The organism is Amphritea atlantica (assembly GCA_024397875.1).
In the GTDB taxonomy this organism is placed as follows: Bacteria; Pseudomonadota; Gammaproteobacteria; order Pseudomonadales; family Balneatricaceae; genus Amphritea; species Amphritea atlantica_B.
The window spans coordinates 1,126,695-1,142,803 of sequence record CP073344.1; the positions used below are offsets into that span (position 1 = coordinate 1,126,695).

At 51.2% G+C, this 16,109-nt stretch carries 15 protein-coding genes; 9 read left to right on the forward strand and 6 right to left on the reverse strand.

What is annotated here, in order from left to right; genetic code table 11:
* Positions 1-129 precede the first annotated feature (129 nt).
* On the forward strand, positions 130-561 hold the full coding sequence (locus KDX31_05005) for a hypothetical protein (protein ID UTW04369.1): 432 nt from the start codon (positions 130-132) through the stop codon (positions 559-561).
* Between the two features lie 7 nt (positions 562-568).
* On the opposite strand, the gene KDX31_05010 is transcribed toward KDX31_05005, so the two are convergent.
* Positions 569-1,189, reverse strand: a complete 621-nt coding sequence (locus KDX31_05010) for a LysE family translocator (GenBank protein UTW04370.1) — start codon at positions 1,187-1,189, stop codon at positions 569-571.
* A gap of 144 nt (positions 1,190-1,333) precedes the next feature.
* Positions 1,334-2,026, reverse strand: coding sequence for a TorF family putative porin (locus KDX31_05015; GenBank protein ID UTW04371.1), 693 nt, complete (start codon positions 2,024-2,026; stop codon positions 1,334-1,336).
* A gap of 293 nt (positions 2,027-2,319) precedes the next feature.
* On the opposite strand from KDX31_05015, the gene KDX31_05020 reads away from it, so the two are divergent.
* Entirely contained in the window at positions 2,320-3,804 is a 1,485-nt protein-coding gene (locus KDX31_05020) for an aldehyde dehydrogenase (protein UTW04372.1), read from the forward strand.
* A gap of 416 nt (positions 3,805-4,220) precedes the next feature.
* Here the strand turns inward: KDX31_05020 and KDX31_05025 are convergent, their stop codons facing one another.
* The 3 genes from KDX31_05025 to KDX31_05035 all read right to left on the reverse strand — a co-directional run bounded on the left by KDX31_05025 (position 4,221) and on the right by KDX31_05035 (position 7,551).
* On the reverse strand, positions 4,221-5,042 hold the full coding sequence (locus KDX31_05025) for a LuxR family transcriptional regulator (protein UTW04373.1): 822 nt from the start codon (positions 5,040-5,042) through the stop codon (positions 4,221-4,223).
* 209 nt (positions 5,043-5,251) lie between these two features.
* Complete coding sequence (locus KDX31_05030; protein UTW04374.1) at positions 5,252-6,631, reverse strand: aspartate aminotransferase family protein; 1,380 nt, start codon at positions 6,629-6,631, stop codon at positions 5,252-5,254.
* A 212-nt stretch (positions 6,632-6,843) separates the two neighbouring features.
* Entirely contained in the window at positions 6,844-7,551 is a 708-nt protein-coding gene (locus KDX31_05035; protein UTW04375.1) for a GntR family transcriptional regulator, read from the reverse strand.
* A 246-nt stretch (positions 7,552-7,797) separates the two neighbouring features.
* Between KDX31_05035 and KDX31_05040 the strand changes: the two genes are divergently transcribed.
* The 7 genes from KDX31_05040 to KDX31_05070 all read left to right on the forward strand — a co-directional run bounded on the left by KDX31_05040 (position 7,798) and on the right by KDX31_05070 (position 15,211).
* Positions 7,798-9,141, forward strand: coding sequence for a glutamine synthetase (locus tag KDX31_05040; protein UTW04376.1), 1,344 nt, complete (start codon positions 7,798-7,800; stop codon positions 9,139-9,141).
* 271 nt (positions 9,142-9,412) lie between these two features.
* Complete coding sequence (locus tag KDX31_05045; GenBank protein UTW04377.1) at positions 9,413-10,504, forward strand: polyamine ABC transporter substrate-binding protein; 1,092 nt, start codon at positions 9,413-9,415, stop codon at positions 10,502-10,504.
* Between the two features lie 168 nt (positions 10,505-10,672).
* Positions 10,673-11,845: a polyamine ABC transporter ATP-binding protein gene (potA, locus tag KDX31_05050; GenBank protein UTW04378.1), complete on the forward strand. Its 1,173-nt coding sequence runs from the start codon at positions 10,673-10,675 to the stop codon at positions 11,843-11,845.
* Positions 11,842-12,798: an ABC transporter permease subunit gene (locus KDX31_05055; GenBank protein ID UTW04379.1), complete on the forward strand. Its 957-nt coding sequence runs from the start codon at positions 11,842-11,844 to the stop codon at positions 12,796-12,798. The genes potA and KDX31_05055 overlap by 4 nt, the downstream gene beginning before the upstream one ends.
* Positions 12,798-13,613 (forward strand): ABC transporter permease subunit, encoded by an 816-nt coding sequence (locus KDX31_05060; GenBank protein UTW04380.1) that lies wholly within the window; start codon positions 12,798-12,800, stop codon positions 13,611-13,613. The genes KDX31_05055 and KDX31_05060 overlap by 1 nt, the downstream gene beginning before the upstream one ends.
* A 65-nt stretch (positions 13,614-13,678) precedes the next feature.
* Positions 13,679-14,392 carry a glutamine amidotransferase gene (locus KDX31_05065; GenBank protein UTW04381.1) on the forward strand — a complete coding sequence of 238 codons (714 nt, stop codon included), beginning with the start codon at positions 13,679-13,681 and terminating at the stop codon, positions 14,390-14,392.
* 63 nt (positions 14,393-14,455) lie between these two features.
* Positions 14,456-15,211 carry a type 1 glutamine amidotransferase gene (locus KDX31_05070; protein ID UTW04382.1) on the forward strand — a complete coding sequence of 252 codons (756 nt, stop codon included), beginning with the start codon at positions 14,456-14,458 and terminating at the stop codon, positions 15,209-15,211.
* On the opposite strand, the gene KDX31_05075 is transcribed toward KDX31_05070, so the two are convergent.
* Positions 15,120-16,094 (reverse strand): LysR family transcriptional regulator, encoded by a 975-nt coding sequence (locus KDX31_05075; protein ID UTW04383.1) that lies wholly within the window; start codon positions 16,092-16,094, stop codon positions 15,120-15,122. The two genes, KDX31_05070 and KDX31_05075, sit on opposite strands and share 92 nt — an antisense overlap.
* Positions 16,095-16,109: the final 15 nt, after the last annotated feature.

The following is a 16,109-nucleotide window of genomic DNA, read 5'->3' on the forward strand; positions in this document are numbered from 1 at the left end:
ACCTGATATTACATGAACGGTGCTGACTACTGAAAGACCGTTGTCGCTAAGTTGTATCATATTTGTTTATCGCTCTAAGAGCGCTAATCTTTAAGTTAAGCGTTATTAATCACGGATATGCTATTGCTTATGAAATACGTCACTGCTGGTTTGCTGTTACTGCTGGTAATGAGCGGTTGTTCCACTGCTGGGAAGTTTGGCAGCGAAAATTATATTGTTGATCTGGAGCAGCAACGCTACTGCATTGAGGGCCGGTCTGCTTGCCGTTATTTTTCGCTTATCGGCCCCTCGTACAGAGAGGGCTGGATCGCGGATGCGTTCGGTATGCCTGAACAGTATTACAGCTGGACTGGCGGTGAGCTGGCGACCATAGTATTAAATCCCCCCGATGGCAGTTATCAGCCAGAGCTGATCGGCGGCAGACAATACCGCTTACCCCCCACTTTCGCAACTCATATGGTGTGGGATGTGCTGGCAATGGAGTACTTCTCGCTTTATCGGGATGATGAGGGCTTTCAGGAGCATTGGCCGCAGCCGCGCCGGTTCTCTGTGCCTCCGTGAGCGGCTGTCAGCCCAGCGCCAGCCAGACACCTACTCCAGCCATCAGTGATCCGGCAATCCGGTTCATCAGTTTCACGTTACCCCGGTCCAGTAACAGGTGGCGTAGTGCTTTTCCGCCACTGGCGTAAATCAGCAGGCAGCTGAACTCTAACAGCAGAATCATCGCGATGAGCATCGACAGTTGTGGTGCCAGCGGCTGGCTTTGATCCAGAAAGGGGGGCAGCAGGGTGATAAAGAAAGCCCAGCCTTTAGGATTAGCAATAGCGGTGATGAAACCGTTCAGGGCGAGCTGCAAATTGCCCTGTTGTCTTACCTCGGTACCGGGTTCGGGCATCACCAGCTTGCCCTTCGACTGCCACATCTGAATCCCCAGCCAGACCAGGTAAGCCCCGCCGCCGAGTTTCAGAAAAATAAAGGCCTGTGGCAGCTGCAGCATGAGCGCGGCGACGCCTGCTGCCGCGGCGGTGGCGACCAGGCCCACACCGAGCAGTTCGCCCCACATCATATGCAGACTGCGGCGTACGCCAATGGACATGCCCAGGCTCAGTGACAGTGTCATACACATTCCGGGTGTAATCGAGACAAAGAAAAACGTGGGTATAAAAATAGAGAGTATTGCGGCGGACATCCGTGCCTCAGAATCAGTGAAATAAAACGGCAGTTTACTCTTTTGGCGGACTATAAAAAAGGCCACCCGGATAAATCGGAGTGGCCTTTATCAGGCTAAAGAAGGGGGATCTCTGTACGCGCCTGATATTAGTGCTTAACCCGTTTAGAACGTGCGGGAAACGGTTAGCAGCAGTGTATTATCATTACGGAACGCACCGGAATCGGTTTCGTCTACACTGTCGATACTGTTAAACAGGTACACGGCCGACAGATCCAGGCCGATAGCAGAGCCTGAGATGCCGACAGAGTAGTCCTGATAGTCGTTTATATCGGTGGTGCCATCCCAATAGTCACCTGTGCTGTAACCTGCATGAAGATCCAGACTCACCTCTTCGGTGATGCCGTGGCTGTAATCAATGCTATAGTACTGTGCTGATTCTCCGCTGTTAAAGAAATCATCGGAATAGGCCATGGTGAAGCCAAAGTCACCGTAATACAGCGCCAGAGCCAGTTCACCGTACTCGGCGTCTGTGTTATAGCCAGGGTAGGTATAGAAACCGTAGGAAACGTCATAGCTCAGATTGTCATTGATATCATTGGCAAAGCCAACGTAGTAATCAATTTCCAACTTTGCATCGTCGTCGCCAAAATCAACATTGCTGCCCCAAACGCCAGCATACACGCCATTTTCAAAAGCAACATCCAGGCTGCCCTGAACAGCAGGATCACCTGCTGATTGTGAGATGCCACGGAAACGGTAGTCGTTGGTGAATGAAACGGTGCCAGTTACGTCAGCAGCCTGAACCGTTGATGCCAGAGCCATTGCAGCGACCAGGCCTGTAAAAATCTTCTTCATCGATTTTTTCCTGTAATAATTTTTATGGATCTTGATTATCGGTAAAGCATGCTGTCAGAAGATATACCCATCGCTAGGTATTCCTTTGTGAGTATCTTATTGATTAGTGGGGCATTAACCCTGCCTTTATCGACCACTTTGTTTTTCGGTTACTGCGCCAACTACCCCCTCATATATATAGAGGAAATAAAACCAGTGGGAATATACTGTTAGCAAATATGAATGGGAGCGCTGGCGGAGCCTGCTGTCCCGATTCTGCGTGTGATGAACCGATATTCTGGAGAAGAGAACCGATGAAAAGCTATTCTGAATGGCAAGCCCTGAGTGAGACCCTGACCTTTCATCATCAGGCCTATATAAATGGTGGGTTTCAGTCAGCGGTGAGCGGCGATACTTTTCCCAGTATCAACCCGGCTACCGAACAGCTGCTTGTCGATGTATCCAGTTGTGATGAGGCCGATGTGAATATCGCCGTTGCTAATGGCCGTGAAGTCTTCCGTTCTGGCGTGTGGTCTGAGATGCACCCCCGGGAGCGTAAGAAAGTTATGATCAGATGGGCCGATCTTGTTGAACAGCACAAAGATGAGTTTGCCTTGCTGGATACGCTGGATATGGGTAAGTCTATCTCCGAAATGGTCAATATTGATGTCCCGGATGCGATTGACTGTATCCGCTGGACCGCTGAGAGTATTGATAAAGTCTATGGTGAGATTGCGCCTACCGGACACGATACTCTGGCGATGATTCATCATCAGCCAGTCGGAGTGGTCGGTGCGATTACGCCCTGGAACTATCCGCTGCTGATGGTCAGCTGGAAGATTGCTCCGGCCCTGGCGGCCGGCAACTCGGTGGTGCTTAAACCCTCTGAGAAGTCTCCGTTAAGTGCGCTGCGTCTGGCCGAGCTGGCGGTTGAAGCGGGGATGCCAGCAGGCGTGTTGAATGTGCTGCCAGGATTTGGTCACACCGCAGGCAAAGCGCTGGCGCTGCATATGGACGTCAACGTTCTGGCCTTTACCGGCTCGACCCGTGTTGCCGGAATGCTGATGGGCTATGCCGGTGAGTCGAATATGAAACGGGTCTGGCTTGAAGCCGGGGGTAAGTCGCCGAATCTGGTATTTGCCGATGCGGATATTAAGGCAGCAGCAGCGGCATCTGCGGCGGCGATCTTTTGCAATCAGGGGGAAGTGTGTATCGCCTGTTCCCGTCTCTATGTTGATAAGAGTATTAAGGAAGAGTTTGTTGCGGCGCTGGTTGAGGCCGCTGCCCGGTTCCAGCCCGGCGACCCGTTAGATCCTGCAACCACGATGGGGCCTATGGTGGATGCAACTCAACTGGCAACGGTTGAACGTTATATCCGTTCAGCTCAGGAGGAGGGTGGCAGTGTCATTATGGGCGGCGTCCCGGAATACAATGAAGGGAAAGGATTTTACGCCAAGCCTACTATCGTCGACGGCGCGAACAACAGTATGACTTTCGTTAAAGAGGAGATCTTCGGGCCGGTACTGGCAGTATGCGAATTTGAAACGGAAGAGGAGGCGATCGCGCTGGCCAATGACTCGGCTTATGGGCTGGGTGCGGCGGTCTGGACTCAGAATCTGTCCCGGGCTCACCGTGTCAGCCGTAAGGTCGAAAGCGGTATGGTATGGGTAAACACCTGGGGTGAAGGCGATACCACCGTGCCGTTTGGTGGGGTAAAAGCATCCGGCAATGGGCGGGATAAATCTCTGCACGCGCTGGAGAAGTACACCGATATTAAGAATGTGCTGATTCGGTTGTAAAAAGCAGAAGCGACACTTCGGCTAGAACAAAACCGCCTTCGGGCGGTTTTTTTAAGGCCGTAGTTTGATTGTCACAAGTCATTTGATCGCCGCAGAAAGCGTGACTTGTTGGTTGCTCAATAAAAACTTTCTTAATATTTGTAGGAGCGGCTTCCAGCCGCGAGCAGTGTCTGGTTATTTGCATTCGCGGCTGCTACCCAGAGAGTATGCTAAAGCCGCTCCTACAATAAAAGTTGTTGTATGGGGTTAGTAATGACCAATAATTCTGAGCAACGAGCAACGAGCAACGAGCAACGAGCAACGAGCAACGAGCAACGAGCAACGAGCAACGAGCAACGAGCAACGGCTTTTCTAGCAAGGAAAGCGAAGCTTTCCGTCTAGCCACTAGCAGGCGCAGAGCGCCGTTCTAGCAACTTTTATGCATTAGCCGCAGGGTCGAGTTCTTTCAGGTGGGCCAGAAACAATGTGAATATATCAGATTGGGTGGAGGTGTTGAGCCGGGTATGGATATTCTTACGGTGTACCTTTACCGTTCCCAGACTGATATCCAGCATGTTTGCGATCGCCTTTGATGAGTGCCCCTGCAGGATCAGGCCCGCAATCTGCTGTTCCCTGGGGGTGAGTACGCCGCTGCCGAAGGTGCTGATCGCCTGATTCATAGCCCCTTCTGATTTTTCGTATTGTACGAATTCCTGAGATTGCGACCACCAGAACTGACGAATAATCGATTTGATCACCGGGTAGATAGCATTCAGGCGGCTTAGTTCAGCCCGGGTAATGGTGCCCCGGCTGGTTCTGCGTCCCAGTGAGATGGCGCAGCTGACTTTAGGATCGAGTTCGATGACCAGGTTGATCTCATCAATCAGATCAAACTCTTTGTAGCAGCTTTGGTAGTACTTGGTGGTTTCAAAACTGTCAGGAGCGATATCAATCAGCCGACTGACGCCCTCTCCAAGGGTGCCACTGCGAATCGCATTAAACAACGGGTCCAGAATATAGGCCCGGTTGATATAGTTATGCAGTGTCAGACTCTGTTCTGCAGGATCAGTGGGGTGAAGAATGAGTGGTTTCAGCGATTTTCTGAAAGTGACGACCAGCATGGTGTCAAAATGGCACTGACTGGCGAGAAATTTTTCCAGCATACCGCCAAAGCTGGGCAGGCGAATGGTGTCTATAAGTGCAGCAAGATCCTTTTGCCAGTTTTCAGACGCGTTGTGCTGTGCACTCATGCTTTGCATAGCCGGGCTCCTGCTCTGGTCATTTAAACGGAGAAAAAAATCCGGCTGCAATTATCTGTAACGGTTGGTCAAAGATAAACAGCAGAATCAATACCGGTAATATCGATCCGATGCAGCCGAATAATGGAGGTCAGGGTATTTCTACTTCTGACCTCCGCCTGTATAACGATAGTGAAGGAATTACACAGGTGAAAGGGTAAATGTCCCGATTAGCTGACTGACTTGAGGGTCAGATCAAAGCACAGACGTACTTTTTCACACAGCTCATCTACTTCAGCATGGCTGATCACCAGGGGTGGTGAAAGTACCATCCGGCTACCTACCGCACGCATGATCAGGCCGTTGGCGAAGCAGTGATCGCGGCAGATCATACCGATATCGATGTCATCCCCAAACAGCTCCTTAGGTGCTTTGTTTTTTACCAGGGCAAGACCTGCGATCAGACCTGTCCCTTCGATATGACCAACCAGCGGATGATCTGCAACCGCTTCGCGCAGTTTTTTCTGGAAGTAGGGGCCGATATCTTTGGCAACGTACTCAACGATATTTTCTTTTTTCATCAGTTGGATGTTGGCGATGGCAACCGCAGCAGCAACCGGATGGCCTGAGTAGGTAAAGCCGTGGTTGAAGTCCTCGTTGTGCTCGATAAATGCGTTGGCGATGCGATCACCTACAGCGACAGCTGCAATCGGCAGGTATCCGGAAGAAAGCCCTTTAGCCATCGACATAATGTCAGGTTTAAAGCCCAGGGTTTCGCAGCCAAACCAGCTGCCGGTACGGCCGAAGCCACAAATGACTTCATCTGCTGCCAGCAGAATACCGTATTTATCACAGACCTTCTGAATCTCTGTCCAGTAGTTGGCAGGTGGAACGATAACACCGCCGGCACCCTGTATAGGCTCGCCGACAAAGGCCGCCACATTGTCAGGGCCCACTTCGAGAATCTTTTCTTCCAGTGCTTTGGCGCAGGCGATGCCAAACTCTTCTTCGGTCATATCACCGGCTTCACCATACCAGTATGGCTGGCGGATACGCTCGATATTCGGCACCAGCGGGCCACCCTGTTTATGCATGCCACCCATGCCGCCCAGGCTGGTACCACCGATGGTGCTGCCGTGATAGGCATTTTCCCGGGCAATCAGGATATTGCGGTATGGCTTGCCTTTGATAGACCAGTACTGGCGCACCATCCGGATAATAGTGTCGATCGCTTCTGAGCCCGAGTTGGCAAAGAAGATGTGGTTCAGATCACCGGGGGTGACGCTGGCGATCTCTTTGGCAAGCTCAGCGACTGGCGCATGAGTTGTCTGAAAAAAGGTATTGTAATACGCCAGCTGCTTCATCTGGCTGTTGGCCGCGTCAATCAGCTCGGTGCGGCCATAGCCCATATTGACACACCACAGGCCTGCCATGCCGTCGAGAATCTTGTTTCCTTCACTGTCCCACAGGTAAACACCGTCAGCATGAGTGATCACCCGTGCTCCTTTCTTATTCAGTGCACCGGTATTGGTAAAGGGATGCATATGGTGTTCAGCGTCGATAGCCTGTACATCTGCAGTGTTTAGTGAATTGCTGTTATTTTCGAGCATTGACTCTCTCCCAACCAGTCACCGGATCTGAACAGTAAGCCGGTGAGTAAATAAAACGATGAAAAGACTTGAAACAGTTATATCCAAATCAATTTTGTGATCACTATTTTGTGATCACAAAAATGTAAAGTCAATAAAAAAAGCCCCAAAAGATAAAAGATATCGTCAGGGGCTTGTTTGTGATTTCTCGGTTTGCGTATAAAAAGGCGAGTTCAGTGGCCTGAGCTTTCAATAAATGTGTGTAGCATTTCAGGGGTTCCGGCAAAGGCAATGCCTTCGCGGATATCGGCAGCGATAGCCATCTGCAGGGCGTAGGCATCTTTTCTTTCGATAGCAGACATCGCTTCATTATGCCGGTCGACCAGGTAGTGTTCCTCCAGCTCACTGGTAGCCATGCGCACAAAAGGACCCAGCTGTAGCCAGAGGCTTTCAATCAGAGGCAGGGTGACCTGGTGCGGATTGGCAGTATAGAGTGCGCGGTGAAAGTTCTGGTTGAGAATGCTGATCTGGTCGAGGTTGTCTTCTTCCTGCGCCTGATCAATGAGACTATCCAGTGAACGGAGTTGTTCCAGCCGGTCATTGTCAATATAGGGGAGAGCCCGGGCGGCAGCGTGAGATTCAATGGCGATTCGGGCTTCACATAACTCATTGAATTTCATGGCAGTCATTTTCGGCACCATCACTCTGCGGTTGCCCTGGATTTCCAGTGCATTCTCTGCCGCCAGCTGTCGCAGGGCTTCACGCACGGGCATGGGGCTGACATCCAGAATACCGGCCAGTTCACGGATGGTGAGCACCCTTCCGGGGAGGATTTCACCGTACATGACTGCGTTGCGAAGCGTCTGGTATACCCATTGGGTGATAGTTACAGACTCATCACGTTCAGTTAATGTTATTTCTATCGGAGATTTCTTGTCCATAATCAAAGTTGGTTCTGGCCTTGTTCTCTTGGGAACCTGATGGCAGGTTCTCTTGTTTTAATGCGATCACTAAATAGGGTACATGACATTTTTAACAGATGTCGATATTGACCGCCACAAAAAAATGTGATCACATTGCCTTATTGTTTGTGATCACAAAAGCATGTTGGCTAAGCTAAACTGATCGTGATGGTTTGTTGTGACTCGTGCAGAGTGCGGGTATGAAAGATTTCGAGTGAGAATCTTATGACGTTTAAAAAAGAAAAAGATAAAGAGTTTGACCTGTTTATAGCTGACCTGAATGGTAATTTGCGGGGTAAACGGTTGCCAGCTAATGCAGCCGTTAAGGTATTTGAAGAGGGTGTTAAGCTGCCGCGTTCAGTTCTTGGCTTCGATTTCTGGGGTGATGATGTGCTGGATAATGGTCTGGTTTTTGAGACCGGTGATATGGATGGTATCTGTATGCCTGTTGGTGACCGGCCTATTCCGGTGCCATGGGCGGAAGAGCCAAGGGATCAGATCCTGGCAATGATGTCTAACCCCGATGGTACGCCTTTTGGTTGTGATCCGCGTCAGGTGCTTGCGGGTGTGGTTAAACGCTTTAAGGCGATCGGGTTGACGCCTGTGATGGCGACTGAGCTGGAATTCTATCTTATGGATGGTGAGTCTGAAGAGACTCAGCGTCCACAACCGCCTATTTTATCCGAAGGGCATGGTCGCCGTTTGAGTGAAACCGATTGTTACTCGATTGATGAGATGGACGGTCTGTCGGCTTTCTTTGCTGAAGTGCGTGAAGTGTGTGAAATTCAGGGTGTCCCCGCGGATACTATTATCTCTGAGTTGGGGCCTGGGCAGTTTGAGATCAACCTGCTGCACGTAAATGATCCGCTGATGGCGGGTGATCAGGCGATCATGTTCAAGCGTCTGATTAAAGGGATCTCCCGTAAGCATGGTTACTCTGCCACCTTTATGGCGAAACCTTACTCCGATAAAAGTGGTAACGGTTTCCATGTTCATTTCAGTCTGCTGGATGAAGCGGGTAACAACGTGTTTGATGATGGTGGTGAAGACGGCACCGATATGCTGAAAAATGCAGTGGCGGGCCTGATGCATACCATGTCTGACAGCATGCTGGTGTTTGCGCCGCATATGAACTCCTACCGTCGTTTTATGGCGGGCGCTCATGCACCCACGATTGCTACCTGGGGCTATGAGAACCGTACTGTGGCGATTCGTATTCCTGAGAGTCCCTGTGTCGCCCGCCGGATTGAGCACCGGGTTTCTGGCGCTGATGCAAACCCTTATCTGGTGTTGGCGGCCGTTCTGGCCGGTGCACTGTACGGTATTGAAAACAAGTTGATGCCACCGGCTCCGGTGGAAGGCGATGCCTATGCGGATGGTGATCAGGAGATGATTCTGCCGAATAAGTGGGATATTGCTACCGATCTGTTTGCCGAAAGCGGTGTGCTGAAAGAGTATCTTGGCGAGGAGTTTGTTCGGGTGTTTTCTGCAGCGAAGCGGCAGGAACAGCGAAAGCTTAACGAGCAGATCTCTGATATAGAGTATGAATCATATCTAGGATTGCTTTAACATATTGATATATAAGGATTGTTTTCTAGTACCTATTGGGGGGTATATAGCGGACAGGGAGGTTGCAGTACATTTTTACTAGTTGCAGAAAATGCTGCGACAGTTTGAGAAGCTTGAGCGCGGCCTTCCTGATCAGAGGAGGTCGCCGTGACAATAACAACAAAAAGATGTGGCTCTGATGAGCGCCGCTTTGCGGCATCTAAAGAGTTAATGCTTATAGATGGGTCGGCAAATGCTGCGACATCTGAAGCACCAGAAATGGAGTAATACAATGAATCCGAAGAAGCTTGGTCTTGCAGTAGCACTGGCTGCGTCCGTTTCCACTACTGTGATGGCTGAAGAGCAGGTTGTAAATTTTTACAACTGGTCCGATTATATCAGCCCTGAGATCCTTGAAAACTTCACCAGAGATACCGGAATCAAGGTTAACTATGACGTTTATGACTCGAATGAGGTGCTTGAGGCTAAGCTGATGTCTGGCGGCACCGGCTATGACGTCGTTGTGCCAACCGGTTCTTTTCTTGAGCGCCAGGTGCAGGCTGGCATCTACGGTGAGATTGATCACAGTAAGCTGGCCAATTACGGCAACCTTGATACGGTAATGCTTGAGAAAATTGCTCGTCATGATCCTGATAATAAGCACAATGTTCCTTATGCCTGGGGAACGATCGGTATTGGCTATAACATTGATATGGTCAAAGAAAGACTGGGTGATGTGCCTGTTGATACTCTGGATCTGGTGTTTAAGCCTGAGATTGCTGCCAAGCTGAAAGACTGTGGTATTTCCCTGCTTGACTCTCCTGCCGAAATGATTTCGATGGCGCTCAACTATCTGGGGCTTGATCCGAATTCTGAGAAGAAAGCTGATCTGAAGCAGGCGACAGATCTGTTGAAGTCTGCCCGTGACAGCTACCGTAAGTTTGACTCGTCTGCCTATATTTCCGATCTGGCAAATGGCGATAGCTGTGTGGCTGTCGGTTATAACGGTGATGTGCTGCAGGCTCAGGGGCGGGCAGAAGAAGCCGGTCAGGGCGTGAATGTGGGTTATGTCATTCCAAAAGAGGGTACTTTGGTATGGTTTGACCTGTTGGCTATTCCCGCCGATGCGCCACATAAAGACTCCGCTTATAAGCTGGTGGATTATATCCTCAGAGCTGATAGCGGCGCATCGATCTCTAACTATGCCTACTATGCTGTAGCTAATAAGGCGGCAGAGCCAATGGTTCTGGAAGAGGTGTTAAATAATCCCGGTATCTATCCGTCAGACGAGGTGAAGGCTAATCTGTTTACTCAGAATGCGCATACCGCTAAATTTGACCGATTGCTGACCCGGGCCTGGACTGGAATTAAGACCGGTCGATAAGTCTGCCCCTGGCAGGGGGGAGCCCCTGCCTGTGAGTTATCAAAAAGCTTTCGGCATGCGCTGTGAACCGCTAGCAAGCGGGGAGGGCGCCAGTTGCAAGCCTCATAAATAATTCCCTGAGCGCTGCAGGTCAGAGTTCAGAGTATGAATATGTAATCAGGGTGTAGTATGACTTCTACTTTAACAATTGAGCCGCACGTACCTGCGACCGCTATCGAAACCTCTAAAATGCCTATCTGGAAGCAGGAAGGTGCACAGCCTTTTCTGCGAATAGAAAACATTACCAAAAAATTCGGTGAGTTTACCGCCGTCGATAATATCTCACTGGATATCTATAAAAACGAGCTGTTTTGTCTTTTAGGTGGTTCCGGTTCGGGTAAAAGTACTCTGTTGCGTATGCTGGCGGGCTTTGAGTCACCGACCAGTGGCCGTATTATCATTGATGGCGTTGATATGGCGGGTATTCAGCCATGGAAGCGCCCGGTCAATATGATGTTCCAGTCGTATGCCTTGTTTCCGCATCTGTCGGTCGAAGAAAATGTTGCCTTCGGTCTGAAGCGTGAAGGGCTTGATCGCTCTGAAGTTAAACAGCGTGCCGCTAGCATGCTGGATATGGTGCAGCTGGGGCATCTGGGTAAGCGTAAGCCTAATCAGCTTTCCGGTGGTCAGCGACAGCGCGTTGCGCTGGCACGCTCTTTGGTTAAGCGGCCTAAGCTGCTGCTGCTGGATGAGCCGTTGGGTGCCCTGGATAAGAAATTGCGCGAGGAGACTCAGTTTGAACTGATCAATATTCAGGAGGAGCTGGGAGTGACCTTCGTGGTGGTAACCCATGATCAGGAAGAGGCGATGACGCTGGCTTCCCGAATTGGTGTTATGAATCACGGTGTTATTGTGCAGACTGCTGAACCTCACGATGTTTACGAATATCCAAACAGTCGTTTCGTGGCTGAGTTTATCGGCTCGGTTAACCTGTTTGAAGGGCGGGTGGTTGAGGATCTGCCTGATTCTGTAAAGATAGACTCAAAAGATGCCGGAGTGATCCTGCATGTGAATCACGGCATCAGCTGTGCTCCGAACCAGAAAGTTCATGTTGCGCTGCGTCCGGAAAAAACCCGCATCAGTAAAGAGAAGCCTCAGCAGCAGGAAAACTGCATCAAGGGGGTGATTGAAGAGACCGCTTATATGGGCAGTCTGTCGGTTTATCGGGTGCGTCTGGCGAGCGGTATGGAAGTGCGCGTCACTCAGCCGAATATAAACCGGGAGCTGGGTGCCCGGCTGACCTGGAATGATGAAGTGTATCTTTACTGGGATATAGACAGCAGCGTGGTGTTAACGGCATGAGTATTCAGACAGGTTCTGCCTGGGTGGATGGCTCCGGTTCACACCTGGCAAAGTATAATTTACTAAATCGAATTAACTGGGGGCGGTTTTCTGTAGTCGCGATCCCCATGCTCTGGTTAGGGGTGTTTTTCTTTGTCCCCTTCCTGGTGGTGTTTAAGATCTCGCTGTCAGAGACAGCCATTGCAGTACCGCCTTACACGCAGCTGCTGGACTGGAATCTGGAAGATGCCTATGTCAATCTGAAACTGAATATGGGCAACTACCTGTTCCTGTTTGAAGATTCGTTTTATATCGATGCTTATCTGAGCTCGATTAAGATTGCTGGTATCTCTACGTTTTTTACCTTGCTGATTGCGTTTCCTATCGCTTACCTGATCGCCCGTAGCAAGCCGACAACCCGGGCGTTGCTGTTGTCGCTGGTGATCCTGCCCTTCTGGACCTCGTTTCTGTTGCGGGTGTATGCCTGGATGGGGTTTCTCAAGAAGAATGGTCTGATCAATGAGTTTTTACTTAGTACAGGCCTTATTGATCAGCCTTTGATTATGCTGCAGACCGATTTTGCGGTTTATATCGGTATTGTTTATACCTATCTGCCATTCATGGTATTGCCGTTATACAGTGCCCTGGAAAAGATGGATATCACGCTGTTGGAAGCTGCCGAAGATCTGGGCTCAAAGCCGGCAACCAGCTTCTTTCTGATCACTGTGCCGATGGCGATGCCGGGTATTATTGCCGGCTGTATGCTGGTGTTTATCCCGGCGGTGGGCGAATTTGTGATTCCGGCGTTGCTGGGTGGTTCCGATACGCTGATGATCGGGCGGGTATTGTGGGATGAGTTTTTCCTCAATCGTGACTGGCCGATGGCCTCGGCGGTTGCTGTTGTGATGCTGATTGTGCTGGTGTTACCAATCATGTTGATCCGAAACAGTCAGGGTAAAGAGGAGACGGTCTGATGAAACGTAGATCTCTGTTTTTAAATACGACCGCGATCATGGGGTTTATCTTTCTGTATGCGCCGATGATCGCACTGGTGGTATACAGCTTTAACAAGTCCAAACTGGTAACGGTCTGGGGTGGCTGGTCGCTGAAGTGGTACGGCGAACTGTTTCGCAACGATCAGATTATCGATGCGGCGCTGTTAAGCTTTAAGATTGCCTTCATCAGTGCCAGCGTTGCGGTTGTGCTGGGTACTATGGCGGGATTCGTGCTGAGTCGCTACAGGCGCTTCCGGGGCAAGATGCTGCTGGCGGGCTGGGTCAGTGCGCCACTGGTGATGCCTGAGGTGATAACCGGTCTCTCACTGCTGTTGCTGTTCGTGGCGATGGAGGGTGCGTTTGGCTGGCCCTCAGGTCGTGGCACCAGCACTATCATCATCGCCCATGTGACTTTCTGTATGGCTTATGTTGCGGTGATTGTGCAGTCGCGCTTGTCACAGCTGGATGAGACGCTGGAAGAGGCTGCGATGGATCTGGGCGCCAAGCCTTCGTCGCTGTTCTTTCTGGTGACGCTGCCACTGATTATGCCGGCGGTTATTTCCGGCTGGTTGCTGTCCTTTACCATGTCTCTGGATGATCTGGTTATTGCCAGCTTCGTATCCGGTCCGGGTAACAGTACGCTGCCGATGGTGATCTTCTCCAAGGTTCGTTTGGGGGTTTCGCCTGAAGTGAATGCGCTGGCGACACTGATGATCGCGGTGGTGGCGATCGGTGTGACGGCGGCTATGTATCAGATGCGACGTCAGGCAAAACTGCTGCAGAAGCAGGAGTAATTCAGGGCTTTATGTCAGCGCCCACTTTGAGTGGGCGCTTTGGTTTTAAGGGTGAGAAGCAGATTATGAAAATAGGTATTCTGGCGACCGGTATTACACCGGATGAGTTGCTGGGTCAGTATGGCTCATACGCGGACATGGTTGAGCAGTTGTTTGCCCTGGTTGACGCTGATTTTGAATATGCTGTGTTTGATGTGCGTGACGGTGTTTTTCCGGACGCGGCTGAGCAGTGCGATGGCTGGGTGATTACCGGGTCGAAGTTCAATGTTGATGAGAACCGTGACTGGATGCAAAGGCTGAAAAAGCTGATTCTCGAGATCGATGCTTGTGATCGTCCATTGCTGGGGATCTGCTTTGGTCATCAGATTATTGCCGATGCCTTTGGTGGGAAGGTTGAGCCGTATCAGGGTGGCTGGGGAGTGGGGCTGCACAGCTATCAGCTGCTTGGCGATAATCCGTTCATCAAAGATGGCGCCGATCGGTTTTCGATCAGCGCGATGCATCGTTATCAGGTCACTGAAAAGCCGGAAAACGCCAGAGTTTTTGCGCAGTCCGACTTCTGTAAATACGCCGGTCTGGTGTATGGCGACAATATCCTCACGGTGCAGGCGCACCCTGAGTTTAATCTGCAATATGAAACGGATTTGGTGGCGCTACGAAAGGGCGTGGCGATCCCTGATGATACCGCTGATGCCGGACTGGAAACGTTGCACGCCGAGGGTGCGGCCACCGACTCGGAGCGGGTCGCTCGCTGGATGGCTGACTTTCTGGTGCGGTAAGCCGGGTCAGTCTGGTGAATGTTAAGGCCGCTGTTTTCAGCGGTTTTTTTGTCTGGAGGCGTTATGAAAATAGGGATTCTGGCGGCAGGTAGTAATGAAGCTGACCTGCTGGCGCAGTTTGGTTCATTTGCGCAGATGACAGAGACGATGCTGGCGGGTGCGGGGTTTGATTTTCAGACCTGGGATGTCCGGCTGGGCGCGTTTCCCGATTCGGCCGCGCAGTGTGACGGCTGGATCATTACGGGTTCGCCCGCCAGTGTGTATCAACCGCTGACGTGGATCGCGCCTCTTGAGCAGCTGATCAGGGAAGTGGATGGGTTAAAGCGGCCGTTGGTGGGGATCTGCTTTGGTCATCAGATTATTGCCCGGGCGCTGGGCGGGTCAGTGGTTAAGTCCGATTTGGGCTGGGGGTTGGGTATCGATAGTTATACTCCCGTCGGTAGTGGTGAGAGCCTGCTGCGGTGTAATTCAATCCCCCTGCATGTCATTCATCAGGATCAGGTGGCTGTCCTGCCTGAGCGTGCTGAGCGGCTTGCAGGCTCCGCTTTTTGTCCCAACGGGGTGCTCAGATATGACGATCACATTTTTACCGTGCAGGCTCATCCTGAATTTAGTCTGGAATATATGCAGGCGCTGCTTGCCTCGATTGCTCCTGAGCACATAAGTTATCGGGATGCCGGGAATGCCATGCACTCGCTGCGCACTCAGCAGGCCGGGGCGGCGGCGATTATTGATCAGGTTGTTGCTGTTCTCCGTGGTGCTCAGTCGCACCGTGGATCGGTTGGAGCTGGGGCGCAAATATTGCCCAGCGCCTTCTGATCTCATCGGTCTGCTGACGCAGCCAGTGCTCAAATCGTTGTACTTTCGGGCGCTTGAAGTGGTGTTCAGGTGCGACCAGATAGTAATCAAAACTGCTGGGCAGGTAGATCGGCAGTGGGCAGATGAGCTGGCCACGTTCAATCAGTTCATATACCAGGCTGAAACGGGCGGCTGTCACCCCCTGTCCACTTAATAAAGCTTCCACCAGAATGTTGGAATCAGAGACCTGCAATCGGTGGGTTTTCGGTGTGTCGGGCAGGCCGAGCGCTGTTTCAAACAGTGGCCAGAGATCTTTCATGTCCGGAGCGTCATCCGTCAGCAATGGCAGTTCTTTCAGCTGTTCCGTCGCGGGCCTGTTGCTGTTGATCAGTGATGGGTGACAGACCGGCAGTATATAATCCCGCATCAGCAGCCGGCTGCTCAGGCCGGGGTAGTCTCCCTTACCAAAGCGAATCGCCAGGTCGAGAGCGCTGTCGTCAAAGCTGTCCAGTTTTATTCCCGGTGAGATATGGATGCTCAGGTTTTCTTCCTGAGACTGAAAATTGCCGAGTCTGGGTACCAGCCAGCGGCTGGCAAATGAAGGCAGGGTACTGAGCGTTAATCGTTGAGGGGCTGGATCATCATTGAGCCGGTCGATCCCCTGTTCCAGGTGATGAAAGGCTTTGCTTACATACGGCAGCAGTTGTTGTCCCTCCCGGGTGAGCTCAATATCCCGCGTCAGGCGATGAAACAGTGTTACTCCCAGTTGCTGCTCCAGGGTCTTGATCTGTTGGCTGATGGCGGCCTGACTGACATAGAGCTGCTCGGCTGCCAGCTTAAAGCTTTTCATCTCAGCGGCATGGCGGAAGGCCTGTAGTGCTTTAAGTGAGGGAAGGCGGGTCATGATAGCTTCCATTAC